Raw genomic sequence first — 22,150 nt, forward strand, 5'->3', positions numbered from 1 at the left:
GGCGAGGCGGGAGCCCTTCCATCCTTCCACCGGTGCGGAGGGGTGGGGCGTAGTCTGTGCGGATGAGCGAGCCGGAGAACTCTCTGATCCAGCAGCGGATGGTGCTGGAGCGGAAGCGGGGGTGGGGCGTCTACGGCATCGTGGTGCCTCTGATCGGGGTGGGGTTCGCCATCGCGCTGATGATCACCGGCACCCTGCCCTGGTTGTATGCGATCTCCGCGCTCGCGTTCCTCGACATGGCGGTGGTGAACGTGTTCCGGTTGCGTGACGCGCGGCGGGAGATCCGGGCGTTCGAGGCGGAGTACGGGACGGATGCCGGGAGGCGGGACTAGCGGGTCTCAGCGCTCAGGTTTCGAGCGCCCGGGTTTCTGGCGGCGGCTCTGCAGGAAGAGACCGAACTGCCAGGTCAGTACGCACAGCGATCCGACCGCGGCCATGGTGCCGATCACCACGGTCGCGAGCGGCACGGGCGATAGGCCGCCGGCGGTGCCGTGGATGTCTGCCTCCACGCCGGCAGCAAAGAGCGCGGATGCTCCCCACCATGTCGCGCCGAGTGAGCCGACGAGCGCGAACATGAGCAGCACGGTGTAGCGGCGCTCGGGTGAGGGAGGCGTGGGCTGCGGCATCCTTCAAGTGAAGCCGACCTGCGACGGAATGGCGGCATCCTCGCCTCAGGCGATTCCGTCTCCGTCGCGGTCGACCCGACCCGCTTCGTCTAGTCTTTGCCGTCGTCGATCCACCGCGTGTGCGCGCGCAGGCCGTAAAATACGCCTTGTCGGATGACCAGATACGTCAGGAGCAACCCGACGACGACGCCCAAGACGATGAGCGTGATGTTCAGGATCAGGAACAGGGTGAAGTGTGGTTCGAAGTTCACGCCCCGACCCTAGCAACCGCCCTCGGCCGCCGTTCCGCACCGGTTAGCCTTGTCCTCATGCCCCGTCCTCGTAGCGAAGCCGCGCGCCAGTCCGTGCTCGCCGCGATGCGCGCCGCCGTCGTGGCCGGCACCTTCGAGGCCGTGACGATCGAGGGGCTCGCGGAGTCGGCCGGAGTCGCCAAGCAGACGATCTACCGGTGGTGGCCGTCGAAGGCGGCGATCCTCGGCGAGGCGCTGCTGGAGGGAGACCTGCCCGGGGCGGACGTCTCCGTGCCGATGACCGAGGACGTGCGTAACGACTTCCATGCGTGGTTCTCGGCGATGTCCGAGGGGCTCGGGAGTCCTGAGGGCGTCGCGCTCGCGCGGGCGCTCATCGCCGTGACGGCGACCGACCACGAGCTCGGACTCGCGTTGAACGAGCGGCTGGCGGCGCCGATCCGGTCGTGGGTCGCGGAGCGGATCGGGCGCGGTCAGGTCGACGGTGAGATCCGCGCGGACGTGGATGCTGCCGCCATCGCCGATCAGCTCATCGCGATGGCGTCGTACGCGGCGTTGATCGGGCAGCCGTTGAGTGAGGACCGGGTCGGCGAGACGGTGACGCGACTGCTGCGGGGCATCGCGCGCTGACCGGTCGTTGAGCGAAGACGACGAAGTCGCCGTCCCCCGGTCGTTGAGCGAAGACGACGAAGTCGCCTGAGACGAAACGCCCCGACGCTACGGGGTGCAGTAGGCGACGATGGCGTCGGTCGCGGTGCGCAGCTGCGTGGATGCCGCATCCACTCCCGTCGCATCTCCCGCGATCGCCTTCTCGCCCTCGGTGACGAACGCGTCGATGCTCGTCGTCCACGAGTTGCGCAGGGTGACGAACTCGTCAGGGCCGTCGATGCCGCTAATCTTCTCCGACACCGCGCGGACCTCGGCCAGCGCGGCCTGCGCCGCCTCGGGCGTCGGTGAGCTGAGCTCGTTGATCGCTCCGGTCACCTGCACGGCCTCGGACGCGACCTGCCCGCACGCCGCGAGAGTCGCCGCCTGAGAGCATCCGGACAGGAGCAGGATGCCGACGGCCACGGACGCGAGGGCGGGGAGGCGCTTCATGGGAGTCAGGGTAGCTGGCGGAGATGTGAGGACAGCGCTCGCCGCATCCGCATATCCGTCTGTGGAGAACTCGGAGCGTCCTCATATGTGTGCTTCCATGCCGCCATGATCTTGATCTCGGTCGCCGTTGTGATGTTCGTCTGGGGCGTGGTCGTGGAGCGAGCGGGCAGAGTGCTCGGGACAGTGATGGCTCTACTCCCCGTCCTGGTCTGGTTCGGAGTTCTGGTAGCCATACAGGCCGACGGGGATCTCGGTTGGCGGGTAGCAGCCGACCACGCTCTGGCGTTGATTGTCGGGTTGTCTGCGTTCATGCTTGGTTCGAGCGTGGACAGCATCCGAGCGGCGTGGAGTCGGCACCGCGGGCGACGGGCGGAGAACGAGTGAGACGCACGGCGGTGCCACCGCCTCTCGGTCGTTGAGCGAGCGAGGCGAGACGAAGCGCACCGGAGCGGCTCCGATACTGGCGATGTGGGATGGCGAGCGCGACAAAGACAATGGGGCCAGATATCGTCTGGCCCCATTGTCTTTATCCTCTACTCGGCTATTCCGGCCTCGGGGTTGCTGAGGGGGACGAGCCGAGGTGTCGCAGCACGAAGAACGACGCGATGATGGTCAGCGCGATCGTCAGCGCACCTGCCATCGCCCACGAGCCGGTGACGGTCACCGCGTTCGTTCCGCCTGAGTCGTGGAACCCTTCGAACGTTGCGATGAAGGGTATGACGATCGTGCGGGCAGTCGTGAACGCGACCGCTGCGAGCAGCATCCCCACCGTGGCGATGAGTCCGCTGACACCCCCGAAGAGACAGGCGATCACAAGCACGCGTTCGCCGAGCTCGTTTGTCGGCCGCGGTGCCGCGGCGTCGAGCCCGCGGGATTGGCTCATTTCACGCACCGGGCCGTGAAGCCGTTCTTGGTCGACAGCTCGGGGTACTTGCCCTTCGCCTGGCATGTGTTCCACCAGCTGAGGACGATCCATGCTCCGACCCCCAGTGCGAGCGCCGCAACGGCGACCAAGGCGAGACCGGTGACGACGAACACGATCACCGGCAGTGGGTCCGCCACGATCGGGTAAGACACGTTCTCCATGCCTTTGTGGTTCACCACCTGAGTGAGGGTGTTCCCCTCGACGGAGTAGTGCGTCGGCACCGCAACTCCCGCCGCATCCTGGGCCCAGGCAGCTTCGAACTCGACCTTCACCCTGCCCTGTTCGTCCACGATCTGCGCGCCGCCATCCGTGGTCGCCTCAAGGCGGTGGCCGTGCGGGATCGTCAGGTCGTACGAGTAGTTCTCCGGAGCCTCACTGCTTTCGATGACCGAGAGCAGTTGGACACCACCCGCGGCAGGGACGACGGCGTTGCTACTTGCGCCGTCGGAAGGATAGACGGTCGTGCCGTCACCAAGGAGGTGCGCACTGTCTGCTGTTGCCGCATGCGGCAAGGAGATGTTCAGCTCGAAGTCTCCAACTCCCATGGAGACGCCATCGGACGCCGAGTCGGGTACGTGGACTTGAAGCGGGGCCTCAGCAGCCGACCCAGTAGATTCCGCCGCGTCTTTCACAAGCCCGCCGCTGACGTTCTCCAGGGCGACGGCGACCTCCTGCACGGTTACGCCACTGGTGGCATCGTCGGCGTAAGCGGAAGAATCCGACCACAGTAGACATCCCGCAATGATCGTGGCCGAAGCGGCTGCGATCGCGACAGTTCGATCTCTGAGGCGCGTGAGCGCGTGCGAACGGGCAACGAGGTGGCTGGTACGAGATGGCATGCGTCCTCTTTCGTGTGCGGTCCGACCATTGCCGTGCAGGCAACTGTTTCGGTCATGAAAGCGCACATATGAGGACGTAAGCAATATATTCGGCTACGCATCAGTTTGCGGGCCGTCTGATCCGCCACGGGGCGTCGCCGGTCTACTGGACCGACCATCCTCCATCCGAGGCCAGCACGGCGCCGTTGATGTTCACGGCGTCGTCCGACAGCAGGAATGTGATCGACGCGGCGAGGTGCTCGGCGGTCGCGACGGTGGGGATGGCCTGCTGGAACGGGGCGAGGCGTCCGGACCCGTACTCCGACATGTTCGGCGGCATCGGGATGCCGGTGGCGACGCCTCCGGGAGCGACGGAGTTCACGCGGATGCCCTTCGGCCCGTACATGAACGCCGCGGACTTCGTGACGCCGATGATGCCGTGCTTGCTCGCCGTGTAGGCGTTGCCCGAGGCGTTGCCGCGCAGGCCCGCCTCGCTCGAGACGTTGACGATCGCGCCGCGGCCGGCCTTCTCCATGATCGGCAGCACCGCGCGCATGAGTTTGAACGGGGCGGTGAGGTTGATGGCGATGACGCGGTCCCAGACGGCATCCGTCGTCTCGCCCGCGGGAGAGAAGTCGTCGTTGATGCCGGCGACGTTCGCGAGGCCGTCGATGGTGTCGCCCGCGGCGGCGATGACGGCGTCGATCGCGTCCTGTTGGATGAGGTCGCCGGCGACCGTGACGACGTCGGGCAGCTCGGCCTTCAGCGCGTCGAGCTTCTCGGCGGAGATATCGGCGGCGATGACGCGTCCGCCTTCACGGGCGATGCGGGATGCCGTGGCCCTGCCGATCCCGGATGCGGCTCCCGTGACGATCACGGTCTTGCCGGCGAAGCGCGCGGCGGTGGGGGTCTCTTGCCAGGTGCTGGTGTCGCTGTCTTCCGGGATCTCGCCGTTGTTGGCTGCGCGGACGAGGTCGTCGACGACCGACTGCGGGAGCTGGCCCTGGCTCATCGCGACGAGCTGCTGCAGCGGGAGGCCGAGGACGGGCGTGAGGAGCTCGGGGTCGGCGCCGGTCTGCTCGAAGAGGCCGCGAATGAGCGGGCCGCCGGTCGGGTCGTTTAGCCAATCGCCGATCGTGGAGTGGGCGGTGAGGGCCATGTGGGAACTCCCTTGGGTTTCGCAACGGTGCGTTTACTTATGGAACAGTGTACCGCTCGAAACCTGATTGGTACGCGTGATTGTCAAATACCACGGTTGCGCGGAGATCTTGCCCTGTAGCTGAGTGGATGTGGTCGTTCAACGCAGCGCGAGTAGGGGAAGAGGTCGCGTCACCGGATCCAGGGAGGCCTGGTGGTGAGGCGTCGGATACGGCCTCACGGCAAACCCTGTAGCGTTGCCACAAGCCTCTCCGTGACGGAGTTCCAACTCACCAACCTCCCAACCGAAGTGCGCAACGAGGTGACCTCTGAGCGAGCAGAATCGAAATCATCGAGAACCGCCTGTATGGCATCCGCCCATCGATCGACAGCTAGACGCGTCGGTGAGTCTCGGGTGGAGATAACTGACCGCGGAGATGTATCTAGATGCGATTCAGACAAGAACTGAGCAACACCGGATTCTGCGCTGATGAGCACCGGAACTCCGGCGGAGATCGCTTCAAACGCCGCTAGTCCGAATCCCTCGTGTCTCGACGGCATGATCAGGACCTTCGCTTGCGCGAGGTCATGCGTCAAGACTGTCTCGGAGTCGGTGTACGGGCGAAGCGTGTAGCTGACGCGGCCATCAAAGATCGAGTCAAGCTTGCGCTTAACGTCGTCTGCTGCATCGTCGGGAACACCGCGAATAACGAGTACCGGGGGATGCGACCGGCCACGAGGCCACTCGTCCATAATCTTCAATAACGCCTCGGCGGCGAGGTCAATGCCCTTTGAATGGAAGTCGTCCGCTCGCCCGATGAACAACACACGGTTCTTCACCGGTGCTCGCGTTGTAGACGCGTCAAATAGGTCGCGAAGGCCGGGCATGAACTCCATGACTGTTGCTGGCGCGCCGGGGCCCAGGAGGTCATCGCGGATTGTTTCGGTCAAAAGGGGGCCGATGCCAGCGACGAGATCGGCAGATCGAGCCAGATCGATCTCGAGGTTTCTCCGAGACTCGGTGATCGTCATCGTGGATGTCCCGCCATGCTCCTCCTTCGCTGCCTCCAACGATTCCGCATCGGTATGCACAAGGTGGACGCGCCGAGCGCCCGGGAAGAACTGCCGTTGCTGGGCTGCCGCATATGGCCCCAGTGCGCGCCCATGCCCGATGATGACGTCCGGCTCCCACCCTTTCTCACCGAAGATGGGGCGGAGGAGGAGAGTCTCCTTTTCGCTCAAGCCAGGGATCCGGGGTGGCGCAACTATGGAGACGTTCGCGGCCGACGCGACCCGGGCATCCTCCTCGGTCACGCGGGGGACTAGCACCGTGGCCTCATGGCCCGCTGCAGCTAGCGCGATCGCTAGGTGCCTGTTGATGGTCGAGATTCCGCCGCGTCCTGAGCGCCATTCGTCGGAGACGAGCAGGAAACGACGGATCGGGCGTCGAGCTGTAGGACGGGAGGTATCCGGGCTGACTGCTTCCTGCCGGATCATTGCGATCGCCTCGCTGGTAGTCCGTGGGCTCTCCTTCATCTCCTGGCGGCCTCCACGAGGAGCGAAATATCGCCAGGACAACTGCGAATCGGCAAACCCGAAAAGCACGGAGTCGTACCCGACCCCGTCGTCGGCGCGGAGCAGCCTGTCAGCCAGTCGTGGCCAGGTACTTTCGTGAATCGGTGATGTCGCGGGCGTCAGCTTCAGGATTAGCACCGCAGTAAGCAGAATCTCGCCCCGGAACAGCCGTCGCATTTCCACCGCAGTCGCTAGTAGCTCGGACGCCCGGTTGCCGATGTTGTTCTTGAAGAAGCCCTGTCCGAAAACTTTCAGCTCGATCACTGTAGGTGGCAAGTCTGCTCTAGAGATCAATATATCCGGTTGTCGCTGCCCGGGCATTCTGAGGTCTTCGGAACGCTCTCCGCCGACGAGTTTCGCGAATGCTTGTTCGACAGCCCGGTAATGACTCCCAGTTCTTCCTGATTCACCAAGTCGATGGATAGCTAAAAGTAGCTGATCTTCGCCGGATTTGCTCGCCATGGTCGCGAGTATATCCAGACCCGTGCTGCAATCGGCCCACCCAAGGACGGACGTTCCGGCTGCCTTTCTTCGCGGTAGCTGTCCAGATCGCGCAACCTGCGAGCGTACGCCGGATGGGGCGCGTATGCCGGCCGGCTAAGCCGAATTTCTGTAAGTCGCTCTGAACACGGCGTCCGCGAGCCACTGCTTGAAACTGCTGTTGTCCTGGAACTCCTTGAAGAGCTGCGTGTCGTCGGCGATGAGTCGCAACATCACCTGGCTGAGCGCACGGTCGCTCTCCACACGAGCGTTCACAGGATCGTCGTTGGCTTGTGCGTTCTGGTAGGCCTCGTCCTCGGAGACGAGACGCGGGATCTCCTCGGTGATGAAGCGCTCGACACGGTCCGCGTCGTTCCACTCGATGTTGCCGAAGTGGTCATTGAAGGTCCTAACGATCGCCGAGAGCCTCTCGAGTTCAGGATCGGCGCGGTGACCTCCGCTAGCGGCCGGGACTGGGTCGAGCGTGCCGTCCTCGTCGTCAAGCACGATCTTCATCGCGTTGAGCTTCTCAGCCCGATACGACTCCAGGTCGATGTTCTCCAGGATGCCTGCCGAGAGGTCTTCCTCCTTGGGCGCAGGCAGCTTCGGCACCAGGTGATCAAGAAAGATCGATCGCTTTTCCCACTCGCTGCTCCCATAGGGGAGAACCGTGGAGAGGAAGTTGTAGGTGCGCAGGAACGCCTTGGCGTTGCCCTTGAACATCACCTGATCGTCTTCTTCGGGCATCTCGATGTATTCGGCCACGCTGACATCGAGCAGCGGGTCGAGCTTGTCACGGCTCTCCCCCGCCAGGTATCGGGCGACGAACTCATCCACCTGTTCGAGCGTGTAGACACCGAAGGAATCGAGATCGTGGACCAGGTCGTGCAGCTTGTTCGCGTCGGTCTCCTCGGCCAGTAACGTGGTGCGATAGTACGGCTTGAACGCGCGCTGGATGTCATCAACGTCATTGGCGAAGTCGAGCACGAACGTGTCGTGTTTGGCGGGGTGCGCTCGGTTGAGTCGTGACAGCGTCTGCACGGCCAGCACCCCGGAGAGCGTCTTGTCGACGTACATAGTGTGCAGGAGAGGCTCGTCGTAGCCAGTCTGAAATTTGTTCGCGACGACGAGGATCCGGTGCGGTTCAGTTTTCACTTGTTCTGCGATCGCGTTGGAGGGGAAGCGGTTCAAGCTCGCCTCGGTGACCTTCATGCCCTTGTACTCGTGTTCGCCGGAGAACGCGACGATCACTCGGTACGGGCTCTTGCGCTCGGTGAGTGCTTCACGGATCGCGTGGAAGTACTCGATGCATCGTGCGATCGACGAGGTCACGACCATCGCCCGCGCCTGGCCGCCAATCTTCCGCTTCGCAACTACTTGGGCGAGGAAGTGCTCGACCATGATGCTGGCCTTCTGACCAATCGCATGCTCGTTTCCCTCGACGTACGCACGAAGCTTCTTCGAGGCGCGCTTCGCATCGAACTCGGGATCGTCCTCTACCGTCTTCATGAGTTTGTAGTAGCTGCCCACAGGTGTGTAGTTCGAGAGCACGTCGACGATGAAGCCCTCCTGGATGGCCTGCTTCATAGTGTAGGAGTGGAACGGCCGGAAGCCGCTCCCGCCCTCAGCGTTGGAAACCGGCTCACCGAACATCTCGAGGGTCCTGTTCTTGGGTGTCGCCGTGAACGCGAAGTAGCTCGCGTTCGTCAGCAGCTTCTTGCCCTCGATGATCTGGTTGATCCGATCCTCGACAGTGTCCCCTTCGACGTCATCGACGCCGGCGAGAGCCCGAGAGACCGCGGCGGAGGTCTTCGATCCCTGGGACGAGTGCGCCTCGTCGATCACGATCGCGAAGGTACGGTCGCGGTGATCGGCTCCGATGTCGTCCAGGATGTACGGAAACTTCTGCACCGTGGTGACGATGATCTTCTTGCCCGCCGTGATCGCCCGCCGCAGGTCTCCGGACCGGTCGGCGTGGACGAGGGTCGACCCCACCTGCAAAAACGACTTGATCGTCTGCGTCAGCTGGTTGTCGAGAATGATGCGGTCCGTCACGACGATGACCGAGTCGAACGCGATACGACCCTCGTGTGTGGCTTCGGTGAGCTGGTGGGCCAACCATGCGATCGAGTTCGACTTACCGCTGCCTGCCGAGTGCTGGATGAGGTAACGGCGACCTGCCCCATTCACTTCGACGTCAGCAAGTAGGCGACGGACGACGTCAAGCTGGTGATAGCGAGGGAAGATCGCCTTCGACACCTTCTTGCCGGTCTTCGGGTTTCTCTCGATCACGACCTGTGCGTAGTTCTCGATGATCCCCGCGAGGCTCGACGGGGCGAGCACGCGACGCCATAGGTAGTCCGTCATGACCCCATCAGGATTCGGCGGGTTGCCCGCGCCGTCATTGAAACCCTGATCGAAGGGGAGGAACCAAGACGACGTACCCTTGAGCTCGGTGCAGAACCGGGCACGCTGGTCGTCGAGCGCGAAGTGCGCGATCGTCCGACCGAACGCGAACAGCGGCTCGCGCGGGTCACGGTCGCGCTGATACTGCTGCACCGCGTCTTCGACGGTCTGGTTCGTGATGTTGTTCTTCAGCTCAAACGTGAAAACCGGCAAGCCGTTGACGAACGCGACGATGTCGACAGCATCCCCCGCGTTGCTGACGCTGTGATGCACCTGTCTTGTGATCACGAACCGGTTCGCACCGAACAGATCTGCCGCTTTCGCGTTCCCATCCGCAGGTGTCGGGTAGTACAGATCGATGTGGATGCCGTGGTGGTCGACTCCGTTGCGCAACACATGGACGACACCCCGCCGAGTGATCTCTCCCTGGAGCCGGGCTAGGAACTTGTGACGCGAAGACGTGTCCGACGCAAGGCCCAGCGGCTCGACGAGGGAGGGCTGAGTTGTCTCGATGAACGCGGCGAACTGGCCAAGATCGAGTACGTAAGACGCGACATAATCGGAGGTCGCGCCCTCGGCCCAGCCACCACCGCACATCTGAGAGACGATGAGTGTCTCTAGGCTCTCCTCGTTGAGTCGCTGCATGCTCACTCCTCTACTTCGTTCAGTACTTCCTCGAGATCATCATCAAGATGCGCGGATGCGTTGCTCAACGAGTCCGGCGGTTCCGGCAACGTCGCGGCAATCGCTCGGACGTCAACTTTGCCGGTCACAACGTCGGCTATCAGACGAGAACGAAACTCTCGAAGCAGGACGAGTTCGCGCACCGTCCGCGTGCGCACAGGCGTAGTTTCGGCGCGCTGGCGTTCGATGGCTTTTACCGCCCGTATTTGTGCTTCAAGCGGTGGGAGCGGCAATCGGATGGCACCGAAGTCCTCGTAATATAAGCGCATGAACCCCGACGCGCCTGTTCCCAATCCGTTGGAGCGGCGGCGGAACTCGGCCATCGCCTGATCAGTCTTGAACAGGCTGAGGAAGAACTTTGGATCCACGCCGTCAGCAACTGTCATGGTTGAATAGTCAGGACTTACGAGCCCCTGCTCGTTAGCCACACCGAATAGGCCGATGGATGCGCGCATGCGGTTCATTACCATTTCGCCGGGGTGCACAATCTTATAGCCGACTAGACTGTGCGGAGGAACTGGTGTTTCCGTGTACTCATTGGCATCAACGAGCCCGTCGCGCATTCTCAGAGACAGCAGCCCTTCGCTGCCTGTCACACTTCGACGGTCGATTTCCTTGAAAAGGCGCTTCGCGGGTATCGTGCTCCATGTCGGCGGGATAACGCCGAGCCACGGAATCGCCTTCTCTCCGTCGTCGCGGATGCCTATTGAGCCGGCGAGGTCGTTCTCGACCGCCCGGTCGAGCTCTCCAAGAAGGGTGATCAAGCGGTTCTTTGCAGAGATCGCCTTGTCGATCCGGGCGTGCGCGTGGGCGAGGTACTTCACGATTGCCGCCTGCTCGTCTGCCGCGGGCAAATGCACTTCGATGCTGCGCATGCGCGGGATGTTGAGATCCCACTGCCCGATCCGGACCCCGTCCGACGCCGCTCCGAACTTCGCCACGTACGGCTTGCTACGCAGGAGATACTCACCGAACTGAGGGACTGCGAAATCAGCATGGAAGACGTAGTAGGCGGGGCTCACGATTCCGTCGATCGGGGCCAGTCCGAGGGATCCCTGCCATGCCTTCATCTTGTTGATGACGAGGTCCCCAGCGCGGGCAACCTTATAGTTGCTGAGGTCATCTGGGATCGAATTGTGGTTCGCATCGTCTGCGGAGCGCACGAAGACACCACGCTCACGAGCGACCGTAAGCAACGGAAGCTCGGGACGATTTCGCTCACTCCGAGAACGGAGTATCGAACGCAACGAGCGGGCTGACCAGCCTTCCCGACATCGGTTGACGCGCGGTAACGCGAATATACCTCCCGCCATCATTCAGCCCCCACGATCCCAGCGACGCGAAGAAGATCGTCAGGGTCCCACACTTGCTTGGCGATGGCTCGGAACAGATCCCCTCGCTCGGTGATCGAGGCTGCGGTGAACGTGTCATACGCGCGGAACTTGAGCCCGCTGTTGCGTACCAATCGAATGAACCCCGGGTTCTTCTCATAGGCCTGCGGATCGAGGGATGCCGCCAGCAGGTTCTGTGAGAAGTACCGAGGTCGCTTCTGCTCGTACGTGTCGTCGTTGTAGCTGCCGTTGTGTTGCTTCGGCAGGAGCAGCAGGTCTCCTATGCGGTTGCGATGGCGAGCGAAGTCGGCTTCGTGGGCGAACTCGTCGGTGTGACGCTCTGCGTGGTTTGCCCAGATGTGCTCGACTTCGTACTTGACTCCGGTGCCGCCGGTGAGCTCCACGTAGTTCGACGCCTGCCCGGACTGCGTGGTGACGTAGTCGGTTAGGCGAGCGAGGATCTTGTGTAGTTGTCCACGGTTTTGCTGGTGCACGAGCAGGTCGTCGTTCGACTCGAACGTCTCGCTCTCGTTCAGAAGGTACCGATGCAACTCACGAGCGAGCTCTGTGCTGCTGAGTCCGCGGATGCGGAACATGAGCGCCGTCATACCGTACTGCATGGTCGAGTAATCGGTTGCGCGGAAGTTCCATATACGCCATGCCAAAAGGATGTCGATGAAGCGCCCGACAATCTCGAGCTTGGTATCGATGCTCGCGGCGTCATCGTCAATGCGCAGCGGAGCAAGCAGCATCTGATCCTGCAGCGTGAAGCGATGGTCGGCGTTGAACCGGATGAACCGCAGTGGACTCGACGGATCGAACGTCACCTCGGCCTGGGTCAGGCGCTCGTACTGGCGAGCGTAGAAGTCAAGGTCACGCGTGACGAAGGCGCCGAATGCGTCGGAGGATGTAAGTCCGATTCGCTTCGAGTCTCCGCGGAGCCATCGATGGAACTCAGTGCCGATTCGGTCCCAGTCCTGTGGCTTCGCATCCTTCTTGCGCTCACGGATCTTGGTCGAGTATTGGCTGCGCAACCAGGTTTTCAAGAAGTCCGAGCTGAGGCTCTCTCCGAGATCATCAAGTCGGCGCATCCAGGACCGCCAGACGTCGTTGGCCTTTGCGCGCGGCATGCCGTCGTCGATGTTCGCCAGCAGGTAGCCCTTGAGCATGTCGGCCGGTGTGAGCTTGAGTCCGCGGTCGTTCATCGTCTCGAAGATCGCGTAGGCATCGTCGTCGTTGTAGGCCGTGATCTGGACGATCTGAACTCGGTCCTTGAGCCAGTCGATGAAGTACGGCAGCGCGTCACCCTTGAGTTCGTCTGGGAAGAGCCCGTCGATCTCGCCATAGCGGGCAACGAGCGTGTGCACAGACTCGACGGACTCTGGTGGCGCTTCGTACGCACCCTGCTCGAACAGACCCTGCATGCAGTCGTTGCGATCGACCACATCGAGGTTGAACGACTTCTCGCCGTACGACTCCGAGTAGATCAGCTCGTCGATCTTTACCTCGGGAGTACCGAGATCGCTCTGCAGGCGACGCAAATATGTGAGGAGCAGCGTGAGAGTGGTGAGTCGCTGTTGACCATCGACGACGAACGGCTGATTGCCCTTCTGCGAGATGATAATCGACCCGAGGTAGTACCCGGGGTAGCCCCCGACTGCGGTGCGTTTGTGGTCCAGGCTGTACAGCTGCAGGAACTTCGCGGTGAGGTCTGTGACCAGCTCCGCCAGTTGCTTGGTCTCCCACTTGTACTCACGCTGGTAGTAGTCGATCGAGTACTTCTTGTCCTTCAGGATCTCGGCGATCGTCTTAGCAACCCCGTCGATGCTGTTCGCGCGCTCGCTCACGCTTCGCCTCCTGCGATCTCGGCGATCAGGTCGTCCGTCTCGGCTTCGAGCGCGCGGATGTCGGCCTGGATCTCGGCCAGCGTGCGCATCGGCGCGGGTTTGTAAAAGTGACGTGTGAAGGAGATCTCGTATCCGATCTTCGTCTTCGACTCGTCGATCCATGCACCCGGGGCGTACGGCAACACCTCGCGACGGAAGAACGCTTCCACGCCATCGGCGCAGTCGCCAGCCGGCTCGGTCAACGGCACCCGTTCGGTGTCGCGGAGTTCGGTATCGGGCTCGTACTCGACCACGCGGGTTCGTCCGTCGATGACTGCTTCGTAACGGCCGTGCAGTGCGTCAGCGATCGCCGTGTACGGGAGCGCCTTCTTGATCACCGCTGGTGCGGTCTCGTCGCGCACTCCCTCCTCCTTGAGTTGCTTGATCTCCTTAGCTGTGTATACACGGTTCGGATCCACGCCGACGATACGGAGCGGACGTTCGACGGTGATCTTCTGGTAGCCGAACTCGGCATCGTCGAACACCTTGGAGCGATCGGTGTCCTCATATTGGTCGAATGTCATGAACGCTTCGAGCACCTTGTCGGCGTCCGTCGTGCTGACTTCGACGCCCTTCTCCCCAAGGTTCTTGCGCAGCGGTGTGAACCAGCCGGTCGCGTCGATGAGCTGAACCTTGCCTTTTCGGCGCTGCTCCTTGCGATTCGAGAGCACCCACACGTAGGTCGCAATACCGGTGTTGTAGAACATCTTGAGCGGCAGCGCGACGATCGCCTCGAGCCAGTCGTTCTCGATGATCCAGCGACGGATGTTGCTCTCGCCCTGCCCCGCGTCACCGGTGAATAGCGAGGATCCGTTATGGACGGAGGCGATCCGAGTTCCCAGCTCGGTCTCCTGCTTCATCTTGGAGATCAGGTTCGCTAGGAACATCAGTTGGCCGTCGCTACTGCGAGTGACGAGCGAGTACTCGCTGTCGCCGTGGTGCGTGACGATGAAGCGGGGGTCGATGATCTTCTTCGCGCCGCCGAGCCGGTCCTGGTCGGTCTTCCAGCTCTTGCCATACGGCGGGTTCGAGAGCATGAAGTCGAACTCCTGCCCGGCGAACGCGTCGTTCGAGAGCGTCGAATACTCCGGTCCGCCGACGATGTTGTCGGCCGCCTTGCCATCGCCCTTCAAGATCAGGTCTGCCTTCGCGATGGCGTATGTCTCGGCGTTGATCTCCTGCCCATACAGGTGGGTGGACACCCTCTTGCCGGACGCCTCTGTCAGGTGCTTCAGCGTCTCCTCGGCGACGGTGAGCATGCCGCCGGTGCCCATCGCACCGTCGTAGAGACGGTACGTCCCCGATGGGATGCCATCAGCGATCGGCTCGAACATCAGCCGGGTCATCAAGCGCACCGCGTCGCGGGGAGTCCAGTGCTCACCGGCCTCTTCGTTGTTCTCCTCGTTGAAGCGGCGTACGAGCTCCTCGAAGACGGTGCCCATCCCGTGGTTGTCGAGGCCTCTCGGTGAGAGGTCAAGGTCGGGAGCGAGGAACTTCTCGATCAACGCGCCGAGCGCATCGGCCTTAGTTAGCCTTGGCAGCTGGTTGCGGAACTCGAAGTTGTCGATGATGTCCTGCACGTTGGGCGAGAACCCATCGAGGTAGGCCTCGAAGTTCTGCCTTAGCCGCGTCGAGTTCGACGTGTGCCGTAGTTCCTGTAGCGAGAACCCGGACGTGTTGTAGAAGTCCTGCTTGGCTGCATCTCTGAGAGGGGCATCCTGATCGGCGATGCCTGCTTCGTCGAGCATCTTCTTCATCGCCATCACCGCGTCGCGCGTCGGGCCGAGTACGCTGTCGAGTCGGCGCAGCACGGTGAACGGCAGGATCACGTCGCGGTACTTGCCCCGGACGTACAGATCACGGAGGACATCGTCGGCGATACCCCAGATGAGTGCGACGATCCGGGCGTGGTTGATCTGGGTGCTCGGCAACGGGTCTCCTCTTGGGTGCGCAGGGCCATCATCTGCGACGCGCGTGCGTGGCAGCCTGGCGAGGGCGGGCGGCGCATTGAAGCGCCTTGTGCCGCGGACTTCGCCGGGGACACCTACATCTTCTCAGGCCTCGCCGAGGCTAATGACACGCGACGCGCATCGCTGCTCGAGGTAAGCGCGGACGTAGCTGCGAACTAGAGGGCGCCATTCGCTAGAGCGACCGCGCCGCACTGCACACCGGTGTTGGTCGACCCATTCTTGCGCCGTGATTCGGTGCACGTGGCCGTCGCGCCGACGTAGGGGTCGTGCCTCGAGAGGCCGGCTTGCAGCTAAGTGGAAACCATGCCGAGTCTCGTGAGTCAGGTCAAGATGAGAGCAGCCGAGGAGCCACGGCACTGGCCTGGATCCAGTACCGATACGATCGGCTCCATGGAGGACATGGGGTCGACTACCGAGCAGTCGTCGGATTCGAGCCGAAACGCGCCTGCCATGCGGTCATTATCCGCTGATGGTCTGCGATCGCTGCTTGGTGCAGCCTTGCTGGGCTTTGCGGTGAGCTTCCTCTCGTCGTTTTTTACGGGGCTAGTTGCGATTACCCTGGTGCTTGCGTGTCTGGGTTTGCTCGTGCTTCTTGTTGGCCCGCGCAAAGATTCGGGCGGCGGGGTGCCGCTACCCCAGTTTACTGAGCGCCGCGACGGTATCGTGTTCCTTGCTACGTCGGTCATCATCGGTACCGCTCTTGGGGGGCTGTCTTTGCTCCCGGCCTTTCCGAGTAGTTCGCCGAGCGTCCCCTGGGTAGGTATTTTCGATCCGGAGGTGTTCAGCTACGGCGGGCAATTTCACTGGTACGAGATGCTGGCGTCGATTTTGATCGTGGCGGTTGCTTGTGTGCCACTGTTCAGGGGCCAAAAGCTGTTCCGAGCGCTAAGTTTCGCCGTCCCGGCTGTGGGGGGCGCTGTGACAGCATTCTCCGCTTTCGGGCGAAGTTTCAGCGATCCCGTTCAAACGTTCTTGGGGTGGTCGATCGCGGTGGTGGTGCTCGTGGGACTAATCGGGCTCGCGCACCAGGGGTTCATTCACCTGGGCCTCGCTCTGCGCCCCTCCGCTCCCCACTCCGTCCGAACGGTTGACTCCATCAGACCGAGTGCGTTGCGGAGCGATCGAAAGAACGCACGTCGGGTGCGCTTGCCTGCCAGCGGCGAAGCTCACCGCATTTGGCCGGCAGTGCTAGTTCTCGGAGTGTCGACGTTCATTGTCGTTAGCCTTGCGGTGGCAGTTGCCCAGGTGCAGTTTCGGGATCCGCTGTTCCTCATCCTGATCGGGTTGTTCGCGATCGGTGCCGTCGCGCTCTGCGCATCGGCCAGACTGCTTTTGAACCGATTGAAGAACAGAACGACTGTCTTCGCTGCCTTGGCGTCTGCGGGGGTGTTGATTGCCTTGCTATTCGCGTTCCTCCAGCTCCGCCCCGAACCGCCCCCTGAAACATACTCACCGGACGCCATGCCGACGCCGCGGGCAAGTTCGCCTACCTCCGGGCCGGCAGCAGCGACGTCGGGTCCCGAGGAGCGCCCGTCGCCTGCCGCCACTCCGACGCTGATTTCCGAGGAGGCTACGAAGCGAGGGGACGGTGGGTCGATCACTCTGCTAGAGGCTGCATCGATCAAGATCGAGTCCTGGGGGATGCGGATCTCCACGACCTCCATCTTCTCTTCATGGGCGAATGTTCGGGTCACCACTGACCAGAAGGTTTGCGAAGCGTCTCTGCACGTTGGCGAATCCATCGTGATGACAAACAGGCAATCGGCGGTCGACGACTACGAGCAGTGGTACGAGGTCGTTTTGGAAGGCATTGAAAACAGTCAAGCGACTTTCGCTTGGTCGGTAGGAACAGGAGCAGCACCCGCCGCCGATTCGCAGGATTCTTGCATCTGACTCGAGTCGAACGCGCGGGCCTCAAGAATGTGCTTCAGGTGATGTGGGGCGTATCTAGCAAGGGACTGTGGCCCAGAGCAGCGATCCTCCTACCCCGCGGGAGAACGCCTCCGCGGCGCCGCGCTCCGCGGCGACTCTGCCCGCAGCCTGTCGCTGACTCGCGTCATCACTTGGGCGAGCATCTCTACATCCGTCGCGCTCAGTGGCCCGAACAGATGCGTCTTCACGGCTTCGATGTGCCCGGGGAACACTTCCGCCAGTACCTTCCGTCCCGCGGCAGTCAGCGAAACAATGGTGCTGCGCTCATCCTCCGGTGACGGCGCCCGAGTCACGAGCCCCCGCTCCTCCAACACCTGCGCCTGATACGTCAACCCGCTCCGGCTGTAGACGACCCCGTCCGCAAGGTCGGTCATCCGCAGTGACCCACCAGAAGCATCGCCGAGCCGCGCGAGCAGCTGGAACTGCACGTAGCTGAGCTTGCCGACGTCGCGGAGCTGCTTCTCGACCTCGTGCCGAAGAAGGCTGCTGACCTCGGTGAATGCGAAGTACGCCGAGAGCTCGAGCGGGGACAGCTGCGCGGGACGACTCATGATCCCAGTATAGGTTGCTTCGAATTCGTAGCAGTGCTACCGTCATCATATACTTCGAATTCGAAGTACTTGCGAAAGGGAAGAAGTCATGAAGGCAGTACGGTTCCACGAGGTCGGCGGTCCAGAGGTTCTCCGCATCGAGCAGATCGACCAGCCGACTCCGGCGGCGGGTCAGGTGCGGCTGCGGGTCGCGGCATCCGCTTTCAATGCCGCCGACAACGGCATGCGCGCCGGCTTCCTGCCGATCCCGGTGAAGCTCCCGCACGTCCCCGGATACGACGTGTCCGGAACGATCGACGCCATGGGCGACGGTGTCGAGGGCTTCGCGGTCGGTGACGAGGTGATCGGGTTCCTGCCGATGACCGACGACGGAGGCGCCGCCGAGTACGTCGTCGCTCCCGCCGACTCGATCGTCGCCGCGCCCACGAGCGTTCCGCTGGCGGATGCCGCCGCACTCCCGTCTGTCGCCCTCACAGCCCGCCAGGCGCTGTTCGACGACGGCGGGCTCGAAGCCGGCCAGCGCGTGCTCATCGTCGGCGCCGGCGGAGTCGTCGGCAAGTACGCGATCGCCCTCGCCAAGCGCGCCGGCGCTCACGTCATCGCGACCGCGAGCCCGCGAAGTGCGGATGCTGTACGCGCAGCCGGTGCTGACGAGATCATCGACCACACGCAGTCGACGGTGCTGGATGCCGTGACCGACCAGGTCGACCTGTTGCTCAACCTCGCCCCCCTCGAACCCGACGAGTTCACCGCCTTGGTCGGCCTCGTGCGTGACGGGGGAGTCGTCGTCAGCACGACCGCATGGATGCCCGCCCCCGATGACGCCGACCGCGGTGTGCGCTCGGTCGTCGTGTTCGTGCGGAGCGACGCGGAGAAGCTGCATGAGCTCGTCGGACTGGTGGATGCTGGGGTGCTGACCGTCGAGGTCACGCGCCGGGTTCCGCTCGAGGAGCTGCCTGCCGTGCACGCCGAGGCTGCGGAGGGGCGGATCGCGGGCAAGGTGATCGTTACCCCGTGAACGGATTCGCGATCGGCTGGCAGGGGACCCCGTCGCGCGTGTCAGCGCACCTGCGTGGTCACCGGCTCGAGGAGGAACAGCGTGCTGTTCGGCTCATACGCACCAACGCGCGCGACGATGTGCAGGTTGGTCCCCACACCGATCGTGTTGGGGACGTCGCCGATGAGGTTGAGGTCGCTAGTGATGTTGACATCGCGGAACTGGAAGTTCGGTCCACCGGAGGACTGAGTTTCGCTATAGTCGCCGACCGGTACGAGGATGTCGTACCTCGTCGAGTAGCCCTCGTGAGTGTTCATCGCCCCGATGGAACCATCGAACTCGATCGTCTGCCCTGCGTACTTCGACGCAAACGCCTCAACTGTTGGGCCGTCCTGGGGGCCTGTGAGCAGCGCCGCGAGATCCGCGTTGTTCGCGGCCGTCAGCACGACTGATTCCGGTGCGGCTGACGGCTCGGGCGTCTCCTCAGCCTCATCCGTCGGCTCGGGCTCCGCTGCCGCCACCTCGCTCGGCGCGTCGCTCGCTGCGGGCTCGGCGGCATCTCTGCCCGCTGCTAGGGCGACGTTGACGACGATGATGATCGCGGCCACAACGAGCACGCCCCCGATCACGGCGAGCGGCTTCCAGGGCACGGGTCTCTTCGGCCGGCGGAAGGTGAGTTCCGTGCGCAGAGTGCCCTGCTCCTGGGAGACGAACTCCCACCCATCCGCTTCCCACTTCGTGCGGGTGCGCGCCTCCAGCCCGCGGATCGCACGAACATTCATGGTTTCGTACTTCACGGGCGTCTCAGCGTGGGTGTCGGGAGGAAGTTCCGCAGTCATGTTCTGATCATGGCGGATGTCGGGGCGTAGCGATGACCCCGTGAGCCGGAAGCGAGATCTGCGACGGCATGTGAGCCTTGATCTGCCAGGATGAGCGCGTGAGGTCCGTCAACACCGCGAACAAGATCGGCAGGGAGATCGGTCGCGATATACCGGACGTCTGGATCCCCGACGAACTTCTGAAACGTCAGATCCGCCGAGTCATCGGTCCGCAGATCAAGCTGCATCGCTCAGACGAAGACAGGGCGCTTGAGTCGTATCAAGGGGCTCTCATCGTCGCCTCCATCATCACGTTGCTCACGGTGATCGCTACGGTGATCCTGATGCTCCCGAGGGCGACGGTCGAATCGACGCCCGCGTTGATCACGATGCGCGGGCTTATCGATCAGGTGCCTCGTGAAATCGTGATCCTCGTCACAGCGGCGCTTCTCATCATCACGCTTGCGCTGTCGTTCGGTGTCGCGGCCGCTAGTAAGCGTGCGAAGGAGGCATACAGCTCGGCAGTCCGCGCGCTCTACGACGCAGCGTTCCAGGGAGCCATCACCGTCCTCGCCGTGCGTCGACAGCGAACCGGGATGACGGTCGAGACGTCGAGGTCGAGAGGTTTCCTTCCACCGTCGCCTCGACCACACGGTGTCGATGCTCGAGGCGCCGAGGAGGTCGTGGCCCAATGGATGCGGCACCTGGGGGAGGCGGATGCTGAACTGACGAGCTACACGGGCGACGGAGGCATCGACGTCACCGGGACGCGCTCCTTCGCACAAGTGAAGCACTACGCCTCGTCAGTCGGCGTTGCGGCCGTGCGGGAACTCGCTGGAGTCGCAGCCAACGATCCTCGACGTCGACACGCGTTGTTCTTCACGAGCACGGGTTATGCGCGCGGTGCGCGAGAGTTCGCCGACACTGCCGGGATAGCTCTGTTCGTCTATGACGCGGAGCGCGGCGGCTTGGAAGCAATGAACGGGCTTGCGAAGACACTGGTGCACAACGGGATCAGGTAGGCGCGCGCTGCGGTGCCGCGGGACCGGGACTTCCCTCGTCGCTGCTCTGCACCCACTTCCTTGCTGCGTACACCCCTGGCATCACAACGGCCCGAGCACCCGCCCCACTTCCGCATCGAGCACCAACCCTTCCAGCACTCTAAGCAACTCCCGCTCCTCATACCGGAAGTGGCTCTCCATGATCGCGCCGATGCCTTCAAGGTGCGACGACAAATCACCCGCAGTCGAACCAGAGGAAACGGCCGTCTGCAGCCCGCCGATCAGGTGGGAGATCATCGAATGGTCCTGCATGAGCTTGCGGATCGTGTCGCCCAGCTCCGGATGCGCCTCGACGAGCGCGGGGAACAGCATCCGGTCCTCGCCCTCGTGGTGCCCGGTGAGCGCGGTGCAGAATCCGTGGCAGAACAGCAGCAGATCGCGCGACGCGACCTCCGCAGATGACCCGGACGCGACAGCATCCTGTGTCGCCACCAGCGCCTCTCGCAGCCGCGCGTGCACGGCTCGCAGTTCATCGGCCCAGGCGATCAGCCTGGCCTTCTCGCCCTCAGACACCGGAGGGCGAAGAGATCGACGGGGTCATGTCGCCTCCTCGGGTCCCACGCCTCCATGCCTGGCACAGACTGCCATCGACACGCGACGCTGCGGCCACGGTAGCAGGTCGGCCCCTTCGTGTCCGCAACCCCCTTCGCCCGCCGCCCCACGCCTCTTACCCTCGGACCATGGACATCACCGCCGAACGAATCGATGACTTCTTCGCGCGTTACGCCGGCTCCCTCACCGCGTTCGATGCAGATGCGGCTGCCGCTCTCTGGTCCACCCCTGGACTCGTCGTCGACGACATCGCCTCGATCGTCGCCGCATCCCGGGAGGAGATGACCGCCGGCGTGCAGGCCTCGTATCCGCTGTACACGCAGCTGGGGCTCGCGTCCGTCGACCACGAGCTGCTCGACGTCACCCGCGTGACCGCGCGGCTCGCGTTTGCGCATGTGCGCTTCGTCTTCCGGGATGCCGATGGCGCGCGGCTGACCGACACGACCAGCCACTACCTCCTGCGCGATGAAGACGGAGAACTTCGCGCGACGGTCTGCATCGAGACGGATGCCGCCGAAAACCTCCGCGCGCTCGCCGCCGAGAAGGGCGTGGAGCTGCCGGACGCGTGATCCCGGTATGGGGTGATCTACCTGGGTAGATCGACCCATCGGCATCCGACCGCACCTTCGATAGCGTGAAAGCACACCGAGACCTGAGGGGGAATCACGATGTCCGCAGAAGCGACCACCACTTTCCATTCGAACGCCGATGCCGCCACGACCGCAGCCGCCGTGCAGCGCGTGCTCGCCGACAATAAGAGCAAAGTCCTCGGGCAGAGCCCCGACGGCACGCAGATCGACTTCCAGACCAAGAAGACGATGTTCAACTGGGAGCTCCTCGGCCGCGCGAACGTCGTGCCCGCGGCATCCGGGTCGGATGTGCACCTGTCGCTGAACGTGCACCACAACCGTCCGCCGGCGCTCATGGACGGCGTGAAGAACAAGAAGGCCATCGAGAAGCTCGCGGGGCAGATCCAGGCGGCTCTCGGCTGATCGCCCCGCGGCACGGTGTATCAGCGCCGCGCAACGGTGCTCCTGACAGGCAGACGCCGAACG

The 22,150-nt window shown here is 63.2% G+C and carries 22 protein-coding genes; 8 read left to right on the forward strand and 14 right to left on the reverse strand.

All coding sequences use genetic code 11. The features are described 5' to 3' along the window. The first annotated feature begins 62 nt into the window (after positions 1-62). On the forward strand, positions 63-332 hold the full coding sequence (locus AKH00_RS12210) for a hypothetical protein (protein ID WP_050723037.1): 270 nt from the start codon (positions 63-65) through the stop codon (positions 330-332). Positions 333-338: 6 nt separating this feature from the next. On the opposite strand, the gene AKH00_RS12215 is transcribed toward AKH00_RS12210, so the two are convergent. Continuing rightward, entirely contained in the window at positions 339-626 is a 288-nt protein-coding gene (locus AKH00_RS12215) for a hypothetical protein (protein ID WP_050723038.1), read from the reverse strand. Positions 627-715: 89 nt separating this feature from the next. After that, positions 716-877: a hypothetical protein gene (locus tag AKH00_RS17995; RefSeq protein WP_161804395.1), complete on the reverse strand. Its 162-nt coding sequence runs from the start codon at positions 875-877 to the stop codon at positions 716-718. Between the two features lie 57 nt (positions 878-934). On the opposite strand from AKH00_RS17995, the gene AKH00_RS12220 reads away from it, so the two are divergent. Then, entirely contained in the window at positions 935-1,504 is a 570-nt protein-coding gene (locus AKH00_RS12220; protein ID WP_235556768.1) for a TetR/AcrR family transcriptional regulator, read from the forward strand. Positions 1,505-1,591: 87 nt separating this feature from the next. On the opposite strand, the gene AKH00_RS12225 is transcribed toward AKH00_RS12220, so the two are convergent. After that, positions 1,592-1,972, reverse strand: a complete 381-nt coding sequence (locus AKH00_RS12225; RefSeq protein WP_050723039.1) for a hypothetical protein — start codon at positions 1,970-1,972, stop codon at positions 1,592-1,594. Between the two features lie 105 nt (positions 1,973-2,077). Here AKH00_RS12225 and AKH00_RS12230 point away from each other — a divergent pair, with 105 nt between their 5' ends. After that, positions 2,078-2,356, forward strand: a complete 279-nt coding sequence (locus AKH00_RS12230) for a hypothetical protein (RefSeq protein ID WP_152926182.1) — start codon at positions 2,078-2,080, stop codon at positions 2,354-2,356. A 157-nt stretch (positions 2,357-2,513) separates the two neighbouring features. Here the strand turns inward: AKH00_RS12230 and AKH00_RS12235 are convergent, their stop codons facing one another. The 8 genes from AKH00_RS12235 to AKH00_RS12270 form a co-directional block, all read right to left on the reverse strand. Next, complete coding sequence (locus AKH00_RS12235; RefSeq protein WP_152926183.1) at positions 2,514-2,855, reverse strand: hypothetical protein; 342 nt, start codon at positions 2,853-2,855, stop codon at positions 2,514-2,516. Next, on the reverse strand, positions 2,852-3,736 hold the full coding sequence (locus AKH00_RS12240) for a hypothetical protein (RefSeq protein WP_152926184.1): 885 nt from the start codon (positions 3,734-3,736) through the stop codon (positions 2,852-2,854). The genes AKH00_RS12235 and AKH00_RS12240 overlap by 4 nt, the downstream gene beginning before the upstream one ends. A 142-nt stretch (positions 3,737-3,878) precedes the next feature. Next, the gene (locus AKH00_RS12245) at positions 3,879-4,874 is read right to left on the reverse strand and encodes an SDR family NAD(P)-dependent oxidoreductase (RefSeq protein WP_050723043.1); all 996 of its coding nucleotides are present in this window, start codon (positions 4,872-4,874) and stop codon (positions 3,879-3,881) included. Positions 4,875-5,089: 215 nt separating this feature from the next. Continuing rightward, positions 5,090-6,889 (reverse strand): glycosyltransferase family 4 protein, encoded by a 1,800-nt coding sequence (locus AKH00_RS12250; RefSeq protein ID WP_082297595.1) that lies wholly within the window; start codon positions 6,887-6,889, stop codon positions 5,090-5,092. Between the two features lie 135 nt (positions 6,890-7,024). Beyond that, on the reverse strand, positions 7,025-9,958 hold the full coding sequence (locus AKH00_RS12255) for a type I restriction endonuclease subunit R (protein WP_050723045.1): 2,934 nt from the start codon (positions 9,956-9,958) through the stop codon (positions 7,025-7,027). 2 nt (positions 9,959-9,960) lie between these two features. Further along, on the reverse strand, positions 9,961-11,160 hold the full coding sequence (locus AKH00_RS12260; RefSeq protein WP_050723046.1) for a restriction endonuclease subunit S: 1,200 nt from the start codon (positions 11,158-11,160) through the stop codon (positions 9,961-9,963). Between the two features lie 149 nt (positions 11,161-11,309). After that, on the reverse strand, positions 11,310-13,175 hold the full coding sequence (locus AKH00_RS12265) for a DUF262 domain-containing protein (RefSeq protein WP_050723047.1): 1,866 nt from the start codon (positions 13,173-13,175) through the stop codon (positions 11,310-11,312). After that, a complete protein-coding gene (locus AKH00_RS12270) occupies positions 13,172-15,145 on the reverse strand; it encodes a type I restriction-modification system subunit M (protein WP_050723048.1) in 1,974 nt (657 codons plus the stop codon). Before AKH00_RS12270 ends, AKH00_RS12265 begins: the two co-directional genes overlap by 4 nt. Positions 15,146-15,574: 429 nt before the next feature. On the opposite strand from AKH00_RS12270, the gene AKH00_RS12275 reads away from it, so the two are divergent. Next, positions 15,575-17,077, forward strand: a complete 1,503-nt coding sequence (locus tag AKH00_RS12275; RefSeq protein ID WP_050723049.1) for a hypothetical protein — start codon at positions 15,575-15,577, stop codon at positions 17,075-17,077. Between the two features lie 89 nt (positions 17,078-17,166). Here AKH00_RS12275 and AKH00_RS12280 read toward each other — a convergent pair whose 3' ends face one another. Further along, entirely contained in the window at positions 17,167-17,667 is a 501-nt protein-coding gene (locus AKH00_RS12280; protein WP_050723050.1) for a MarR family winged helix-turn-helix transcriptional regulator, read from the reverse strand. An 88-nt stretch (positions 17,668-17,755) separates the two neighbouring features. On the opposite strand from AKH00_RS12280, the gene AKH00_RS12285 reads away from it, so the two are divergent. Further along, positions 17,756-18,685 carry an NADP-dependent oxidoreductase gene (locus tag AKH00_RS12285; RefSeq protein WP_050723051.1) on the forward strand — a complete coding sequence of 310 codons (930 nt, stop codon included), beginning with the start codon at positions 17,756-17,758 and terminating at the stop codon, positions 18,683-18,685. A gap of 41 nt (positions 18,686-18,726) precedes the next feature. Here AKH00_RS12285 and AKH00_RS12290 read toward each other — a convergent pair whose 3' ends face one another. Beyond that, positions 18,727-19,503, reverse strand: coding sequence for a DUF4839 domain-containing protein (locus AKH00_RS12290; protein ID WP_082297596.1), 777 nt, complete (start codon positions 19,501-19,503; stop codon positions 18,727-18,729). 98 nt (positions 19,504-19,601) lie between these two features. Between AKH00_RS12290 and AKH00_RS12295 the strand changes: the two genes are divergently transcribed. Further along, positions 19,602-20,504, forward strand: a complete 903-nt coding sequence (locus AKH00_RS12295; RefSeq protein ID WP_050723053.1) for a restriction endonuclease — start codon at positions 19,602-19,604, stop codon at positions 20,502-20,504. An 81-nt stretch (positions 20,505-20,585) separates the two neighbouring features. On the opposite strand, the gene AKH00_RS12300 is transcribed toward AKH00_RS12295, so the two are convergent. Then, positions 20,586-21,056 carry a hemerythrin domain-containing protein gene (locus AKH00_RS12300; RefSeq protein ID WP_050723054.1) on the reverse strand — a complete coding sequence of 157 codons (471 nt, stop codon included), beginning with the start codon at positions 21,054-21,056 and terminating at the stop codon, positions 20,586-20,588. A gap of 167 nt (positions 21,057-21,223) precedes the next feature. Here AKH00_RS12300 and AKH00_RS12305 point away from each other — a divergent pair, with 167 nt between their 5' ends. Beyond that, positions 21,224-21,664: a hypothetical protein gene (locus AKH00_RS12305; RefSeq protein ID WP_050723055.1), complete on the forward strand. Its 441-nt coding sequence runs from the start codon at positions 21,224-21,226 to the stop codon at positions 21,662-21,664. Positions 21,665-21,763: 99 nt separating this feature from the next. Next, positions 21,764-22,087 (forward strand): hypothetical protein, encoded by a 324-nt coding sequence (locus AKH00_RS12310; RefSeq protein ID WP_050723056.1) that lies wholly within the window; start codon positions 21,764-21,766, stop codon positions 22,085-22,087. Positions 22,088-22,150: the final 63 nt, after the last annotated feature.

This window comes from Microbacterium sp. GCS4 (assembly GCF_001262495.1).
Taxonomy (GTDB): domain Bacteria; phylum Actinomycetota; class Actinomycetes; order Actinomycetales; family Microbacteriaceae; genus Microbacterium.

Excerpts from the sequence above, each read along its gene's own strand:
- AKH00_RS12305 (WP_050723055.1), top strand. The coding sequence starts at position 21,224 with ATGGACATCACCGCCGAACGAATCGATGACTTCTTCGCGCGTTACGCC.
- AKH00_RS12310 (WP_050723056.1), top strand. The coding sequence starts at position 21,764 with ATGTCCGCAGAAGCGACCACCACTTTCCATTCGAACGCCGATGCCGCC.
- AKH00_RS12255 (WP_050723045.1), bottom strand. The coding sequence starts at position 9,958 with ATGCAGCGACTCAACGAGGAGAGCCTAGAGACACTCATCGTCTCTCAG.
- AKH00_RS12250 (WP_082297595.1), bottom strand. The coding sequence starts at position 6,889 with ATGGCGAGCAAATCCGGCGAAGATCAGCTACTTTTAGCTATCCATCGA.
- AKH00_RS12210 (WP_050723037.1), top strand. The coding sequence starts at position 63 with ATGAGCGAGCCGGAGAACTCTCTGATCCAGCAGCGGATGGTGCTGGAG.
- AKH00_RS12235 (WP_152926183.1), bottom strand. The coding sequence starts at position 2,855 with ATGAGCCAATCCCGCGGGCTCGACGCCGCGGCACCGCGGCCGACAAAC.
- AKH00_RS12280 (WP_050723050.1), bottom strand. The coding sequence starts at position 17,667 with ATGAGTCGTCCCGCGCAGCTGTCCCCGCTCGAGCTCTCGGCGTACTTC.
- AKH00_RS12225 (WP_050723039.1), bottom strand. The coding sequence starts at position 1,972 with ATGAAGCGCCTCCCCGCCCTCGCGTCCGTGGCCGTCGGCATCCTGCTC.
- AKH00_RS12215 (WP_050723038.1), bottom strand. The coding sequence starts at position 626 with ATGCCGCAGCCCACGCCTCCCTCACCCGAGCGCCGCTACACCGTGCTG.
- AKH00_RS12240 (WP_152926184.1), bottom strand. The coding sequence starts at position 3,736 with ATGCCATCTCGTACCAGCCACCTCGTTGCCCGTTCGCACGCGCTCACG.
- AKH00_RS12230 (WP_152926182.1), top strand. The coding sequence starts at position 2,078 with ATGATCTTGATCTCGGTCGCCGTTGTGATGTTCGTCTGGGGCGTGGTC.
- AKH00_RS12290 (WP_082297596.1), bottom strand. The coding sequence starts at position 19,503 with ATGACTGCGGAACTTCCTCCCGACACCCACGCTGAGACGCCCGTGAAG.
- AKH00_RS12220 (WP_235556768.1), top strand. The coding sequence starts at position 935 with ATGCCCCGTCCTCGTAGCGAAGCCGCGCGCCAGTCCGTGCTCGCCGCG.
- AKH00_RS12275 (WP_050723049.1), top strand. The coding sequence starts at position 15,575 with ATGGAGGACATGGGGTCGACTACCGAGCAGTCGTCGGATTCGAGCCGA.
- AKH00_RS12285 (WP_050723051.1), top strand. The coding sequence starts at position 17,756 with ATGAAGGCAGTACGGTTCCACGAGGTCGGCGGTCCAGAGGTTCTCCGC.
- AKH00_RS12245 (WP_050723043.1), bottom strand. The coding sequence starts at position 4,874 with ATGGCCCTCACCGCCCACTCCACGATCGGCGATTGGCTAAACGACCCG.